We start from the raw sequence: 14,466 nt of genomic DNA, 5'->3' as shown, positions 1-14,466 counted from the left end.
CATGGCAAACATCGCCTGCAGGCAGCTGCACAAGACTTACGACCACAAGACGGCGGTGCTGCAGCCGTTCGACCTGGAGATAGACGACGGTGAATTCATCGTCCTGCTGGGGCCATCGGGCTGTGGCAAATCGACGCTGCTGCGCATGGTCGCGGGACTGGAAGACATCAGCGGCGGCGAGTTGCTGATCGGCGGGGCCGTCGTCAACGACTTGCCGCCGCGCGAGCGCAATGTGGCGATGGTGTTCCAGAACTACGCGCTGTATCCGCACATGACGGTTTACGACAATATCGCCTTCGGCCTGCGCCGCCTGAAGGTGCCGGCCGACGAGATCGAGCGCCGTGTGCGCGAGGTGGCGGCCATCCTCAGCCTGGACAGCCTGCTCGATCGCAAGCCGCGCGCCATGTCGGGCGGCCAGCAGCAGCGCACGGCCATCGCGCGCGCCATGATCAAGACGCCGCAGGTATTCCTGTTCGATGAACCGCTGTCGAACCTGGACGCCAAGCTGCGCGCGCAGCTGCGTGCCGACATCAAGCGCCTGCACCGCCGCCTGCGCACCACGACCCTGTACGTGACGCACGACCAGCTCGAGGCGATGACCCTGGCCGACCGCGTGGTGCTGATGAAGGGCGGGCATATCGAGCAGATCGGCACGCCGGCCCAGTTGTACAACCATCCGCGCACCCTGTTCGCGGCCGGCTTCATCGGCACGCCGGCCATGAACTTCATCGACGGCGTGATCGAGAGGGATGGCGCGCGCACCCTGCTCATTTGCTCCGGCTACCGCTGGCCATTGACGTCGCCCCGTTTCGCGGCGCTCAAGTCGGGCACGCGGGTGGTGTTAGGCTTGCGCCCGAATCATTTGCGCGCCGCCACGCCGCAGGATCAGCAGCCTGGCAGCGGCGCAAGCCATGGCCTGGCGTGCGTGATCGACCTGGTGGAATTGCTGGGCGCGGAAGCGCTGATCAGCTTCCAGTGCGGTGCACTGACCCTGTCGGCGCTGCTGCCGGCGAACGCCGCCAACAGCGCGGCGCAAGTGGGCCAGATGCTGGCGCTGGCCTTCGACGAAGAACACATCCATCTGTTCGATGCCGAGACCGAGCTGGCCCTGGCGGTAAGTGCTTAAGTATTAGAATAGGCACCACCGAGACTGTGCAAGGGAACCGCCGTGACGCCTGACCTGGAACTGATCCACAAACCGATACACGAATCGTTTCGCGCGTGGGCGCACGGCTACCCGCATGTGGTGGCGAAATGGCATTTCCATCCCGAGTACGAATTGCACATCATCACCACGTCGACCGGCAAGTTTTTTGTTGGCGACCATATCGGCAGTTACGCGCCGGGCAACCTGGTGCTGACGGGACCGAACCTGCCGCACAACTGGGTCAGCGAGCTGGCCGAAGGCGTGAGCCTGCCCGCGCGCGACCTGGTGCTGCAGTTTTCCAGCGACTTCATCGACCGCTGCGCGCTGCTGTTCCCGGAAATGGCACCCCTGAAAACGCTGCTGGGCGAGGCGGGCAGGGGCTTGCAGTTTCCCGATGCGCTGGGCTTGCGCCTGGCGCCGCTGATGTGTGAGCTGACGACGGCGCAGGGCCCGCGCCGGGTGGAACTGTTCGCGCGCCTGTTCGGCGAGCTGTGCGACTGCCGCGAACGCCGTGCGCTGGCCAGCGTCACTTATCTGGCGCAGGCGGGGCGCTACATGTCCTCGACCATCAACCTGGTGCTGGCGTACATCAAGCAGAACATCACCCTGGATTTTTGCGAGCAGGACGTGGCCGATGTGGCGGAAATGAATACCTTGAAATTCACGCGTTTTTTTCGCAAGCATACGGGCACGTCGTTCATCCATTACGTGAACCAGGAACGCATCGCGCTGGCCTGCGATCTGCTGATGAATACCGACATGAAGGTCACCGATATCTGCTACCGCACGGGTTTTAACAATCTGTCCAATTTCAACCGCCAGTTCCTGGCCCACAAGCAGATGTCGCCGTCGAAATTTCGCTCCTGCCTGCACATGAACATGCCCGAGTCCTTTCCCTGACGGCCGGCTTTAATTACTTTTATACATGGAACCATCGTGACATATCTCGGTATCGATATCGGCACTTCCGAAGTCAAGGCCATCCTGACCGACGACGCGCAAACCATCCTGGCCAGCAGCGGCGTGAGCCTGCGCGTGTCCAGCCCCCATCCCGGCTGGTCAGAGCAAAATCCCGAGGACTGGTGGCACGCCACGCTGGACGTGATCGCAGCCATCCGCAGCGCCCAGCCGGTGGCGTTTTCCGGCCTGCGTGGCATCGCGCTGTCGGGGCAGATGCATGGTGCCACGCTGCTCGACAAGCAGCAGCACGTGCTGCGCGCGGCCATTTTATGGAACGATACGCGCGCCTTTGCCGAATGCGTGGAACTCGAAGCGCTGGTGCCCGAGTCGCGTGCCATCACGGGCAACCAGGCCATGTCCGGCTTCACGGCGCCCAAGCTGCTGTGGCTGCAAAAGTACGAGCCGTCGCTGTTTCGCGCCATCAGTAAAGTCTTGCTGCCCAAGGATTACGTGGCGCTGCGCCTGACGGGCGACTGCGTCTCCGACATGTCCGACGCCTCCGGCACCCTGTGGCTGGACGTGGCCAAACGCGACTGGTCCGAACGCATGCTGGCGGCCACCGGTTTGACGCGCGAGCACATGCCGCGCCTGGTCGAAGGCAGCCATGCCGCCGCGCAGGTGCGCCCGGCGCTGTGCCAGGAATGGGGCATCGCACATGCGGTGCTGCTGGCCGGCGGCGCGGGCGACAATGCCGCCGCCGCCGTGGGCCTGGGGGTGGTGGAAGCTGGCGCCGGCCTGCTGTCGCTGGGTACCTCGGGCGTGCTGTTCGCCGGCAGCGATGGCTACGCACCCAATCCGGGCCAGGGCGTACACGCCTTCTGCCATTGCCTGCCCGGTCGCTGGCACCAGATGAGCGTGATCCTCAGCGCCGCGTCCAGCCTCAGTTGGGTGGCGCGGCTGACGCGGTCGTCCGACATCGGAGAGTTGGTGACGCTGGCCGAAGGCGTGGATGCGCGCACGGCACCGATCTTTTTACCCTACCTGAGCGGCGAGCGCACGCCGCACAACGACGCCACGGCGCGCGGTGTGTTTTTTTGCTTGTCGACGGAACATGGGCGCGCCGAACTGGCCTACAGCGTGATGGAAGGCGTGGCCTTTGCCATGGCCGACGGCAATGCGGCCCTGCGCAGCGCCGGCACGCAGCTGGACGAAGCGTCATTCGTCGGTGGCGGTTCGCGCAGCCGCTTCTGGGCCCAGCTATGCGCGAATGCCTCGGGCCTGAACGTGCTGCGGCACGACCATGGCGTGGCTGGCGGCACTCTCGGTGCGGCGCGCCTGGCGCAGATGGCGGTGACTGGCTTGCCGCCCGCGCAGGTGTGCACGCGTCCGCCCGTGCAGGAAACGCTCGCGCCGCAGGCGTCCCCCATGCTGGACGAGCGGCTGGCGCGCTACCGGCGTTTGTACCCGCTGCTGCGCGAAGAGTTCGCGGGCGCGGCTGCGGCGGCGCGCTGAGGCGACCGGCAAGATTGCCGGCCCGACCATGCTGCGATCCCGCCAATATGGCCAGACAGTCAACCTTCCCGTGTAATTTGTTGTTTCTGTGTTGAAAGTGTTTCTCTAGCGAAAGCACCGCTTGGTTTTTCCTGGGGTGCGCGGCATGATTTCCTCATTTGGTGAGAATTGGATAGTTTTGGTGGCGCCTTTGTTGCCATCCTGTTCTTGCCGCCGGGAGAAACATATGCAACTCGCAAATCTGAAAATCTCCATCCGCCTGGGTTTGTTGGGCGCCTTCTTCTTTCTTGCGCTGGTGTTCGTTGGCGTGCGCGGCTGGAGTGCGCTCGATGCGGCCAGCGCGCGCAGCGCGCAGGCCATGCAGCGCTCCGTGGCCTTGACGGAAGCGGTCGATGCGGCGCGCAGCGCGCAGGTGGAATTCAAGATCCAGGTGCAGGAATGGAAAAACATCCTGCTGCGCGGCGGCGATGCGGCCGCCTTCCGGCGCTACCGCGAAGCGTTTGTCGCCAGCGGTGCGCAGACGCGCAAGGAGCTGGCCGGCCTGCAAGCCATGATGGCCGCCTTGAAACTCGATACGGCGCCCGTGGCGCAAGCGCTGCAGGCGCACGACGCGCTGGGCGTGAGCTACCTGGCGGCGCTGCAGCAGTATGATGGCGCGCGCGCCGACAGCGCCCACACGGTCGATGCGCTGGTCAAGGGCATGGACCGCGAACCGACGCGCCAGATCGACGCCATCGTCGCCACTATCGGCAAGCAGTCGCACAGCCTGATGGCGCAGATGAAGGAGCAGGATACGGCCGCGCACCGCAGTGCCAGCATCGCCATGTTGGCCACCGTGCTGGTGACCCTGGTCGTGGGGTCAATCACCGTGTGGTGGCTGATCCGCAGTATCACGGTGCCGCTGGGCGCGGCCGTCGGCATCGCCCAGCAAGTGGCGGCCGGCGACTTGCGCGCCGTGGTGGCCAACAGCAGCCGCGATGAAATCGGCGACCTGCTGCGCGCCTTGAAGGCGATGAGCGGTAACCTGGCCGACATCGTGGGACGGGTGCGCGCCGGCACGGACGCCATCGCCACGGCGTCGGGCGAAATTGCCAACGGCAACATGGACCTGTCGTCGCGCACGGAGGAGCAGGCCAGTTCGCTGGAAGAAACGGCTGCCGCGATGGTCGAGCTGACCTCCACCGTGCGGCAGAATAACGACAACGCGGACCAGGCGCGCCAGCTGGCCGGCGGCGCGTCCGACGTGGCGCAGCGCGGCGGCGAGGCCGTGGCGCAGGTGGTGCAGACCATGAGCCATATCAATGCGTCGTCGAAGCGTATCGTCGACATCATCGCCGTCATCGACGGCATCGCCTTCCAGACGAATATCCTGGCCCTGAATGCGGCCGTGGAAGCGGCACGCGCGGGCGAGCAGGGACGCGGCTTTGCCGTCGTGGCCACCGAAGTGCGCAGCCTGGCGCACAGGTCGGCCGCGGCGGCCTTGGAAATCAAGCAGCTGATCGGCGAATCCGTGCGCACGGTGGAAGAGGGCAGCGTGCTGGCGGGCCAGGCGGGGCGCACGATGGACGATGTGGTCAGCAGCGTGCAGCGCGTGAACGCCATCATCGGCGAGATCGCCGTGGCCAGCGTGGAGCAGCGCGACGGCATCGAGCAGATCAGCATCGCCATCAGCCAGATGGATGGTGTGACGCAGCAGAATGCGGCCCTGGTGGAGCAGGCCGCCGCCGCCGCGGACGCGCTGCAGCAGCAGGCGGCCAGCCTGGCCGACGCCGTCAGCATCTTCAAACTGCATGCCGTTCCCGGCGTGGCCGCGCCGGCCCGGAGACTGTCGCTGACCTGATGCAGGCCCGCCCCGCGCCGCTTGATGCCAGTCAAGCGGCGTCCGATCAGGCAAATATCGCGCCGAAATTCTTATACTATTTCCTTTCCGCATGGATCTGCGCCCGGCCGCATGGCGCGCGTTGCAAAGGAAAACCATGTTCTTCACTTTCCGCCTGCCGGGTGACGCATGACGGCGCTGCTGCTGGTGCTGTGCCTGACCCTGGCCGTGGTACTGAGCGCGCTGCTGGCCTGCCAGTGGCAGGCGGCGCGCATGTGGCGCATGCGCCATGCGACGGGCGTGGTGCTGCAGGCGGCGCAGGCGCAGCGCATGGCGGATGCGCTGGCGCTGCTGCACGCACTCCCGGCAGCCGTCATCGGCACCGACCACGATGGCGTGGTGCAGTACATGAATCCCCGCGCCAGCAGCATGGGTGGCTTGCTGGGCGACGATGGCCTGGGCCAGCCTGTGACCGAGCTGCTGCCGCTGTTCCATGACGGCGCGCCTGTCGATGCGGCGCGCCAGGTGCGCGACTGCGTAGAGCGGCAGGAAGTGCTGGAAGTGGCACGCGGCGCCGTGCTGCTGCGCCATCTCGACGGCAAGCGCATCGACGTACAGTACAGCTGCGCGCCGCTGGCGCAAGGTGGCGCGGTACTGCTGCTGCACGATGTATCGGCCCGCCGGCGCGCCGAGCAGCAGCTGGAATTCATCGCCCACCACGACGGCTTGACGGGGCTGCCGAACCGGCTGCATTTCCAGATCCGCTTCGAGCACGGCATCGCCTACGCGCGCCGCCACCAGGCTTTGCTGGCCGTGCTGTTCGTCGATATCGACCGCTTCAAGTCCATCAACGACAGCCTGGGACACGACGTGGGCGACCAGGTGCTGACGGAGTTCGCGCGCCGGGTGCAGCAGTGCGTGCGCAAGGTCGATACGGTGGCGCGCCAGGGCGGCGATGAATTCATCATCCTGCTGACGGAACTGCGCACGGCGCACGATGCCGAACGAGTGGCCGAAAAGATCGTCGCCGCCATCGCCGCGCCCTTCGTCATCGGCGAGTACAGCCTGTCGGTGGCGGCCAGCGTGGGCGTGGCCCTGTACCCGGACGATGACGACGACGTCAATGCGCTGATCGAGAAGGCCGACCTGGCCATGTACGCGGCCAAGCGCCACGCGCCGGGTACTTGTTTGCGTTACGCCGCGCGCATGCAGACGCAGTCGTACTCGCGCACCATCCTCGAGACTGCCCTGCGCCATGCGCTCGAACGCAACGAATTCGCCCTGTTCTATCAGCCGCGCATGGACCTGAAGACGCGCAGGATCACGGGCGTGAAGGCGCTGCTGCGCTGGAAGCATCCGGAACTGGGACTGATGATGCCGCTCGACTTTTTACCGGTGCTGGAAGAAAGCGCCTTGATCCTGCCGGTGGGCGCCTGGGTGCTGGCCACGGCGGTGGAACAGGCGCGCAGCTGGATGGCGCAGGGGCAGAGGCTGACGGTGTCCGTCAGCCTGTCGGCGCGCCAGTTCTACCAGCGCGATATCGCGCGCAATTTCGCCGCCGCGCTGGAGGCGGCTGGCGTGCCGGGACATTGCATCGAACTGGAAATCGCCGCCGGCATCCTGATCGACCGCAACCAGAATTGCGAACTGATACTGCGCCAGTTCCGCCAGCTGGGCATGGCGATTGCCATCAGCGATTTCGGCACGGGCGACGCCTCGCTCAATTACCTGAAACGCTTTCCCACGGATGCCGTGAAGATCGAAAAGTGTTTCGTCGACGACCTGGGTAAACCCGGTGGCGACGGCGCCATGGTGCGCGCCATCGTGGCGATGGCGCGCACGCTCGGGCTGCGCAGCATCGCCGGCGGCGTGGAAAGCGGCGCGCAGCTGGAACTGCTCGCCGAGATGGGCTGCGACGAGGCGTTCGGCTACTACCTGGGCCGCGCCATGGCACCCGAGGGCATCGAGGTGCTGCTCAAAAGTAGCGAAGTCATTCAGTACTGATAGCGTAGCGACAGCATGGCGTTGCGCGGATCGCCGTAGTAGCCGCCCATGCCCGTCGAATAGTACTTCTTGTCGAAGACGTTATTGACGTTCAGGGTCGCCACCAGCTGCGCACTGAGCTGATACTGCGCCATCAGTCCCGCCACCGCATACGCCTTCTGCGTGAAGCGTTCGCCATTCGGCCCGCGGTCATCCATGTAGATATCGCTCTGCCAGTTCACGCCGCCGCCCAGCACCAGGCCAGGCACGCCCTGCGCCAGGCGCCAGGTGGTCCACAGCTTGGCCATGGTCTGCGGCTGGTTGGTCTGGATGCGTGCGCCGGCGGCATTGCGGATGCGGCTGTAGGCATAGCTGGCCGTCAGTTGCCAGTCGGGGCGCAGCTGGCCTGAGACTTCCGCCTCGACGCCGCGCGTGGTGGCGCCCTTGACCGTGTGATAGGCGTAGGAACCGCCGCCCGTGCCGATGATCCAGACATTGCCCGGATCGGCTTCGGCCAGGTTTTCCTGCTTCAGCTGGAAGACGGCGGCGCTGGTGGTGAGCTTGCCGCCGAAGAATTCGCCCTTCGCCCCCACTTCGTAGTTCTTGCCTTCCAGCGGCGCCAGGAAGCGGCTGTTGACGTCGCGCTGGCTTTGCGGCGTGAAGATGCTGGTGTAGCTGGCGTAGGCCGACCAGTGCCGGCCCAGGTCGTAGACGAGGCCCGCATACGGCGTGATCTTGCCGTTTTCACGCATCGCGTCGTACAGGTCCGTGTCATTGGCATAATCGCTGCGGATGTCGCGCTTCCAGTACGACAGGCGCGCGCCAATAATCACCGACAGCGCATCCGTCGGGCGCAGGCGCAGGGTCGAATACAGGCCGCTTTCGCGTTCCTTGTCGTACGAGCTGCCCAGGCGCGTGCCGCTGTAGTCGGGCACCGGCATGGCGCCATTCCAGGCGTGGATATCCGGCACCGTGTAGTCATAGCCATCGAGGCGCCAGCCCGGATAGATGGGGCTGTTCGTCTTGAGTTCCGAGGCGCTCACGCCCAGCACCAGTTCATGCTGGCGGCCGAAGGCCTGGAACGGGCCGCTGACATAGGCGTCGAGCGAGGTCTGTTGCGGCTTGCTGTGCCAGTTGGCCAGCCACAGCCGCATGCCGCCGCCCGTCACGCGCTCAGGGTAGCCATTGCCGGAAAAGCCCTGCAGGGCGTCGTACTGGTTGCTGCTGCGGCTGACGGCCAGCTTGGCGATCCAGTCGTTGTCGAAATAGTGGTCGAGCGTGGCGAACAGCATGCTCTGTTCGCGCTCGTACGTGCTCCATGCGGCCGTGCCGTTCATCGAGCGGGGGAAGCTGGTCTGCGAGCCGTCGGCATAGAACATGGGGAAGTCGCGGCCCGCGCCTTTCAGCTTTTCCTTCTGGTAGTTGATGCCGGCGCTGAGCACCGTCGATGGCGTCAGGTCCGCTTCGACGATGGCGTACAGCACGTCCTTTTTCTGCCGGTAGCGGTCGATGAAGGAGCGCTGGTCTTCATGCGCGGCGACGACGCGCGCGCGCACCTTGCCGTCCGCCGTCAAGGGCGTCGAGACATCGCCTTCGATGCGGTAGCGGTCCCACGAACCGAGCTGCGCGCCGGCCGTGGCGGCAAAGCTGCGGCCCGGGCGCTTGCGCAGCAGGTTGACGGCCGCCGACGGGCTGCCCGTGCCGCTGATCAGGCCCGTCGCGCCGCGGATGATTTCGACGCGGTCGTAGATGGCCATGTCGTAGGTGCGCGCTTCCAGGTTCTTGCTGGTCGGGATACCGTCGAACATGTACGACGTCACTTCAAATCCCCGTGAAAACACCTGGTCGTATTCGCGCGTGCTCGACGAATGGTCGACCGTGATGCCGGGCGCCTGCAGCAGCACGTCCTGCAAGGTGCGCAAGCCCTGGTCGTCGATCTGCTGGCGCGTGATGACGCTGACCGCCTGCGGCGTTTCGCGCAGCGACAGGTTCAGCCGCGTGGCGCTGGTCAGCCCCGCGTAGCCGCGCTTGCCTTCCGTGGTGCCGTCGCGCAGGGCGCTGGAGCTGACGGCCACTTCATCCAGGGTGGCGGCGATCGGCGCGCCGGGCGATGCAGCGCCGGCCTTGCGCAGCACGTAGCTGCGTTCCCCGCTGGGCAGTGCTTCCAGTCCCGTGCCGGCCAGCAAACGGGCCAGCGCCTGCGGCACCGTGTAGCTGCCGCTCAGGCCCGGCGTGCGCACGCCTTGCAGCAGTTCGGCCGCCGCGCCCACGCTGACTTTGGCCTCGATGGCAAAGCTGGCGATGGCGGCGGACAGCTCGCCAGCCGGCACGTTGAAGGCTGTTTGCGCGGCGGGCGGCGCGGCGGTGGCATCGGCCGCCAGGGCCGGTGCCTGCGCCAGCGACAGCAGGAACACGGCGCTGCCGACGGCGCGCGCGAGGGGAGTCAAACGAGGTGGGTGCATGGTCTGGCCTTTTCGGTGGAGTGTCGTTGAAGATATCGTTGCAATACTCACAGGACAGGCCATGCTGAAAAAAAGGGCCAACTTTTATAAACTATTTTTTGCGCGCCGCGAGGGTGACCCAGTACGCGGTGCGGTACAGCACGTCGACGGGCAGGATGCGCGCCAGGTTTTCCAGCACGGCGTCCGTGTCGTCGAGCTGGAACGCGCCCGTCAGGCGCAAGCCCGCCACTTGCGGCTCCACGCGCAGCAGGCCAGGTCGGTAGCGTGACAGCTCAAAGGCGAAGGCATCGAGGCGCATGTCCTGCGCCGCCAGCATGCCGCGCGCCCATGCATCGGCTTGCGGCAGCGCCGGCGCGGGCAGGCCGGCGTGGCTGGCGTCGAAGCGGTTTTGCTGTCCCGCCATGAGCATGCGCACGGTGGCCGAGGGCGCGCGCGGCGTGATTTCCACCGCGTGTTCGAACACTGTCACGCGGCTGCTGTCGTCGTCGACGCGCACGCTGAAGCGCGTGCCCAGTGCGCGGATGCGGCCATGGCCGGTGGCGACGATGAAGGGTCGGCTGCCGGCGTGGTCGGGGCGCGTCTGTATCAGCACTTCGCCGCGGCGCAAGGTCAGCAGCCTTTCATCGGCGCCATACGCCACATCGACGGCGCTGTCCGTGTTGAGCACCAGGGTGCCGCCATCGGGCAAGGACACCTCGCGCCGTTCGCCCACGCCGCTGCGGTAGTCGGCCAGCATCTCGTGGCGCACCAGCAGCCAGGCGGCGGGCGCCGCCATCAGCGCCAGCAGTACCTGCACTGCCACGCGGCGCTGCGGCCGGCGCAGCACGGGAACGGCCAGATCCGGCGGCAGCAGGCTGGCCGTTTGGCCGACCTGTTGCACCTTGCTCCAGGCGCGCGCATGTTCCGGGTCGCGCGCGCGCCATGCGGCCGATGCCGCCAGGTCATCCGGCGTGGCCTGGCCAGATTGCTCCAGCAAATACCATTCGACGGCCTGGCGCGCCACCTTGCGCGACAGAAGAGGAGATGGTGGAGTGGCCGCACTCATGCCGGCAAGTCCGGCGCCAGCAGCACGCATTCGGTCAGCGCCTCGGCCATGTAGCGCTTCACGGAGCGCTCGCCGATGACCAGTTGCGCGGCGATGTCCGCATACGCATGGCCTTCGATCTGCGCCATGATGAAGACGGCGCGCACCTTCGGTTTCAGGCCGTCGAGCATGGCGTCGACGGCTTGCAGCGCCTGCAGGATTTGCGCGCGCTGCTCGACGGAGGGCTGGTACTGCTCTGGCTGCGCGGCCAGCGCAGCGGCCCAGGCGCGTTCCAGCGACTGGCGCCGTAAATGATTGATCAGCAAATGCTTGGCGACGGTAGCCAGGTAAGCCTTCGGCGCGCGCAGGGCCGGCGTTTGCGGCTGTGCGGGGGCACCGGCCAGCAGGCGGATGAAAGTGTCCTGCATCAGGTCGGCCGCATCAAAAGCATTGCCCAGGCGCCGCTGCAGCCAGTGCGCCAGCCAGCCGTGGTGCGCGCGGTAATGGCTTTCCAGCTGCGTGGGCAGCAGGGGGGGCATGGCCATGATCGTTACAGCACTGCCAGCGCGACGGCGGCCAGCACGGCCGCGCCGCCGATGACGCGCGCCAGGCGCATGGCCTGGTGCGGCGCGTAGGGCAGCAGCCAGATCAGCAGCAAGCCGCAGCCCGTCAGGCTGCCGACCCAGTAGACCAGGCCATAGCCGCCGCCGGCGATGTGCATGGCCCAGGCCAGGGCGGCCGCCAGCGCCAGCCAGCCGGCCCACTGCAAACGGCGGCGCAGTGGTGCGGGTGGCTCGGTGCCGCGCCCATGCAGGTCGGCGTAGTGGCGGTCCATGGCCAGGCACAGCGAAGACAGGCCCGCATAGCACAGGGCGAAGACAAGGAAGTTCGACAGCAGCTCCATCACGCGGCCTCCATCGTCGTTGCCGGCTTGGCGGCGGGTGTGGTTTTGGCCGCCTTCACGGGCAGCGGTTTTAACTTGAACGCCGCATACGCGAGGCCCAGGCCCAGCGCCAGCACCACCAGGTCGAAGGCGGCCACGGCGACAGGGCCACGGCCCAGGAACAGGGTCACGCCCAGGTGCGAATGGGTCGTGAAGACGTTCAGCACGGGCAGCGATGCCAGCAGGAAGGCGCCCACGGCCAGTTGCATGCGCCACATGGCGCGCGAGGGGCGCAGCTGGGCGATGATGGCGGCCAGGGCCCAGGCGCCGAAGAAGCAGGCGATTTCTTCCTTCGGCCGGTCTTCCATCGCCACCGGCAGCAGGCGGTTGGCCCAGAAGTAGGCGCCGAAGGCGATCGGGATGCCGGCGATGGCGCCGATGTTGAGCGCCTCGACCAGGCGCAGGCCGAAGCTGGCGCGCTTGCCGGCGGCCAGCGCCTTGGCTTGCTTCTGGCGCGTCTTGACGGCCCACAGCAGGGCGCCCGTGGCGACCATGGCACAGCCGGCCAGGCCGGAGAGGAAGAACAGCGCGCGCAGCAGCGGTCCGCCGAAATGCGCGACGTGCAGTCCGACCATCACGCCTTGCGTGGCGGCGGCGCCGGGCTGCGCGTCTCCATCGGTCGACAGCAGCTTGCCGGTGACGCCATCGAATTCCATCGACGGCTGCTTCGACGACATGTCGCGTCCGCCGGCGCGCGTCAGCGAAATGGTGGCGTTGACGTCGCCCGGGTGATTCACGGAGATGCGTTCGACCTTGCCGCCCCAATGCTGTTCCGCCTGGCGCACGAGCGGTGCCAGCGGTGTCAGCGGCGCGGCCACGCCGGCCGGCTTGCTGTCGCCCGAGCGGCCGGGGAACGCCTCGGCGAAGAAGGTGTCCTGGTCGCCCTTGTAGGCGGCCGTGGCGCCGGACGGCATGTACAGGAACATCAGGGTGACCAGGCCCGTGTAGGTGATCATGATGTGGTAGGGCAGTGCCAGCACGGCCGTCACGTTGTGCGCGTCGAGCCACGAGCGCTGGCCCTTTTTCGGCCGGAAGGTAAACAGGTCCTTGAAGATGCGCTTGTGCGTGACGATGCCGCTGATGATGGAGACGAACATGAACATGGCGCAGAAACCCACGATCCAGCGGCCCCAGATGGCCGACATGTAGTGCAGGTCGAAATGCAGGCGATAGAGGAATTCGCCGCCGCGCGTCTCGCGTGGCTTCGATAGCACCTCGCCCGTGGCCGGGTCGGCTTTTTCGCTATGAAAATTGCCGCGCCGTCCGCGTTTCTTTTCGCCGGGCTGCGATGGCTTGCTCCAGCCCAGCTGTGTGGCGGGATTGCGCTCGCCGGGCAGGCTGATGAACCAGCGCGTGGCGCCCGTGGCGCGCTCCTGCATCGCTTTTTGCGCGACCTTGGCCGCTTCCTCTGTGCTTACCTGGCTGGCGGCGGCGCCGTGCAATTCGGGCTGCATCCACAGGGTGATTTCATTGCGGTAGTAGCTGGCCGTGCCGGCGTAAAACACCAACAGCAAAATCCAGCAGACGAGCAGGCCGGACCAGGTGTGCAGCCATGCCATCGACTGGCGGAAACCTTCTTTCATGCGAGACTCCAGGATAGTGCGTCCATCGACTGCAGGATGGCGGCGATGACGGCGGCGGGAATCAGCAGGCCCAGCCAGGCGCGCAGGGCGCTGCGCGTGGCGAAGACCCACATCACGGCGCAGGTGTAGATGGCAAACGACAGCAGGGTGGCCGTCATGACGGCTTCGGAACGGGCCATGGGCAGGCTGACCGACAGCAGCATGGTGACCAGCGCTGCCAGTACGTAGCCGCCAACGATGGCGGCCACGCTGCGCGACGCCACGCCGAGGCGGTAGACGGCGCCGGCGGAGAGCCGCAGGCGCGGCATTTTAATGATGGCTGGCGCTTGCATGGTCAGTCGTGATCCTTGCTCGGTGGCAGGGCCGGGCCGGCCGGCAGCGGCGTCACGCCTTGCGGCTGCAGCAGGCTCAGGGTGGTCACGAACATGGCCTTGTCATACGCTTGTGTGCCGCGCTGGCCGGCCGTCTTGTCCGTGTGCTGCACTTCCAGTACATAGGTGCCCTTCCATGGCAGCGGGAAGCTGACCAGGCCTTGCACATCGCTCCACGCTTCCTTGCCCCAGCCCGATTGCACCACGGCGCTGACCTTGGCTTGCGCCAGCGGCTTGCCCTGGTAGCTGACCTGAAACTGGCCTGGTTTGCCGGTTGGCACCAGGTCCAGGGTCAGCGCGGGCGTTTGCGTCTTGCTGTCGGCGATCAGGCGCGCGGCGGGAATCCACACGGTGCGCGTGCTCTTGCCATCCTTCTTTTCTTCCCACGACGGGTAGTTGTCTTCCTCGACGATGATGCTTTCGCCGGCGCCCACCTTGCCGTTCAGGATGAACGCGCCGGCCGTCTTGCTTGCCTGCAGCGGCTGCGCGCCCTTGGCCGAGATCCATGTCACGTTCTTGATGCTGAACTTGTCCAGCAGGCCGGGCGACGCTTCGCGCAGGTTGTCGCCGAACTCGCCGAAATACACGCTGGCTGCCTTGCCGTCCTGCTGCAGCCAGATCTGGTGCGCGCTGGCCGAGCCGGAAGCGAGGGCTGCGCCCAGCAGGGCGGTGGCGAGGACGCCGAGGCGCGCGATGGAATCGATGTGCATGGTGTATCCCTT

At 66.5% G+C, this 14,466-nt stretch carries 12 protein-coding genes; 5 read left to right on the top strand and 7 right to left on the bottom strand.

Annotated features, from left to right (window positions below):
* Window position 1: 1 nt before the first annotated feature.
* The 5 genes from CNX70_RS24200 to CNX70_RS24180 all read left to right on the top strand — a co-directional run bounded on the left by CNX70_RS24200 (window position 2) and on the right by CNX70_RS24180 (window position 7,382).
* Complete coding sequence (locus tag CNX70_RS24200; RefSeq protein ID WP_096237625.1) at window positions 2-1,126, top strand: ABC transporter ATP-binding protein; 1,125 nt, start codon at window positions 2-4, stop codon at window positions 1,124-1,126.
* Window positions 1,127-1,168: 42 nt separating this feature from the next.
* Complete coding sequence (locus tag CNX70_RS24195) at window positions 1,169-2,047, top strand: AraC family transcriptional regulator (protein ID WP_096237624.1); 879 nt, start codon at window positions 1,169-1,171, stop codon at window positions 2,045-2,047.
* Between the two features lie 36 nt (window positions 2,048-2,083).
* Window positions 2,084-3,559 (top strand): xylulokinase, encoded by a 1,476-nt coding sequence (xylB, locus tag CNX70_RS24190; protein ID WP_096237623.1) that lies wholly within the window; start codon window positions 2,084-2,086, stop codon window positions 3,557-3,559.
* Between the two features lie 226 nt (window positions 3,560-3,785).
* Window positions 3,786-5,399 (top strand): methyl-accepting chemotaxis protein, encoded by a 1,614-nt coding sequence (locus CNX70_RS24185; protein ID WP_096237622.1) that lies wholly within the window; start codon window positions 3,786-3,788, stop codon window positions 5,397-5,399.
* Window positions 5,400-5,567: 168 nt separating this feature from the next.
* Window positions 5,568-7,382 carry a putative bifunctional diguanylate cyclase/phosphodiesterase gene (locus CNX70_RS24180; RefSeq protein ID WP_096237621.1) on the top strand — a complete coding sequence of 605 codons (1,815 nt, stop codon included), beginning with the start codon at window positions 5,568-5,570 and terminating at the stop codon, window positions 7,380-7,382.
* On the opposite strand, the gene CNX70_RS24175 is transcribed toward CNX70_RS24180, so the two are convergent.
* The 7 genes from CNX70_RS24175 to CNX70_RS24145 all read right to left on the bottom strand — a co-directional run bounded on the left by CNX70_RS24175 (window position 7,373) and on the right by CNX70_RS24145 (window position 14,454).
* A complete protein-coding gene (locus tag CNX70_RS24175; protein WP_096237620.1) occupies window positions 7,373-9,823 on the bottom strand; it encodes a TonB-dependent siderophore receptor in 2,451 nt (816 codons plus the stop codon). The genes CNX70_RS24180 and CNX70_RS24175 overlap by 10 nt on opposite strands.
* 91 nt (window positions 9,824-9,914) lie before the next feature.
* Window positions 9,915-10,868, bottom strand: coding sequence for a FecR domain-containing protein (locus CNX70_RS24170; RefSeq protein ID WP_096237619.1), 954 nt, complete (start codon window positions 10,866-10,868; stop codon window positions 9,915-9,917).
* The gene (locus CNX70_RS24165) at window positions 10,865-11,392 is read right to left on the bottom strand and encodes a sigma-70 family RNA polymerase sigma factor (RefSeq protein ID WP_096237618.1); all 528 of its coding nucleotides are present in this window, start codon (window positions 11,390-11,392) and stop codon (window positions 10,865-10,867) included. The genes CNX70_RS24170 and CNX70_RS24165 overlap by 4 nt, the downstream gene beginning before the upstream one ends.
* A 5-nt stretch (window positions 11,393-11,397) precedes the next feature.
* Window positions 11,398-11,751, bottom strand: coding sequence for a DUF3325 domain-containing protein (locus tag CNX70_RS24160; protein ID WP_096237617.1), 354 nt, complete (start codon window positions 11,749-11,751; stop codon window positions 11,398-11,400).
* On the bottom strand, window positions 11,751-13,373 hold the full coding sequence (locus CNX70_RS24155) for a PepSY-associated TM helix domain-containing protein (protein ID WP_096237616.1): 1,623 nt from the start codon (window positions 13,371-13,373) through the stop codon (window positions 11,751-11,753). Before CNX70_RS24155 ends, CNX70_RS24160 begins: the two co-directional genes overlap by 1 nt.
* The gene (locus CNX70_RS24150) at window positions 13,370-13,705 is read right to left on the bottom strand and encodes a DUF3649 domain-containing protein (RefSeq protein WP_096237615.1); all 336 of its coding nucleotides are present in this window, start codon (window positions 13,703-13,705) and stop codon (window positions 13,370-13,372) included. The genes CNX70_RS24155 and CNX70_RS24150 overlap by 4 nt, the downstream gene beginning before the upstream one ends.
* 2 nt (window positions 13,706-13,707) lie before the next feature.
* Complete coding sequence (locus tag CNX70_RS24145) at window positions 13,708-14,454, bottom strand: DUF4198 domain-containing protein (protein ID WP_244198940.1); 747 nt, start codon at window positions 14,452-14,454, stop codon at window positions 13,708-13,710.
* Between the last annotated feature and the right edge of the window lie 12 nt (window positions 14,455-14,466).

It is taken from the genome of Janthinobacterium svalbardense (assembly GCF_002327145.1).
Taxonomy (GTDB): Bacteria; Pseudomonadota; Gammaproteobacteria; order Burkholderiales; family Burkholderiaceae_D; genus Janthinobacterium; species Janthinobacterium tructae.
Note: the sequence above shows the minus strand (reverse complement) of the source record. Positions and strands in the feature narration are given on the sequence as shown.

What these genes read in the sequence shown, in the direction of transcription:
- CNX70_RS24165 (WP_096237618.1), bottom strand. Translation starts at nt 11,392, where the DNA reads ATGGCCATGCCCCCCCTGCTGCCCACGCAGCTGGAAAGCCATTACCGC.
- CNX70_RS24180 (WP_096237621.1), top strand. Translation starts at nt 5,568, where the DNA reads ATGACGGCGCTGCTGCTGGTGCTGTGCCTGACCCTGGCCGTGGTACTG.
- CNX70_RS24155 (WP_096237616.1), bottom strand. Translation starts at nt 13,373, where the DNA reads ATGAAAGAAGGTTTCCGCCAGTCGATGGCATGGCTGCACACCTGGTCC.
- CNX70_RS24170 (WP_096237619.1), bottom strand. Translation starts at nt 10,868, where the DNA reads ATGAGTGCGGCCACTCCACCATCTCCTCTTCTGTCGCGCAAGGTGGCG.
- CNX70_RS24160 (WP_096237617.1), bottom strand. Translation starts at nt 11,751, where the DNA reads ATGGAGCTGCTGTCGAACTTCCTTGTCTTCGCCCTGTGCTATGCGGGC.
- CNX70_RS24175 (WP_096237620.1), bottom strand. Translation starts at nt 9,823, where the DNA reads ATGCACCCACCTCGTTTGACTCCCCTCGCGCGCGCCGTCGGCAGCGCC.
- CNX70_RS24185 (WP_096237622.1), top strand. Translation starts at nt 3,786, where the DNA reads ATGCAACTCGCAAATCTGAAAATCTCCATCCGCCTGGGTTTGTTGGGC.
- CNX70_RS24145 (WP_244198940.1), bottom strand. Translation starts at nt 14,454, where the DNA reads ATGCACATCGATTCCATCGCGCGCCTCGGCGTCCTCGCCACCGCCCTG.
- CNX70_RS24150 (WP_096237615.1), bottom strand. Translation starts at nt 13,705, where the DNA reads ATGCAAGCGCCAGCCATCATTAAAATGCCGCGCCTGCGGCTCTCCGCC.
- CNX70_RS24200 (WP_096237625.1), top strand. Translation starts at nt 2, where the DNA reads ATGGCAAACATCGCCTGCAGGCAGCTGCACAAGACTTACGACCACAAG.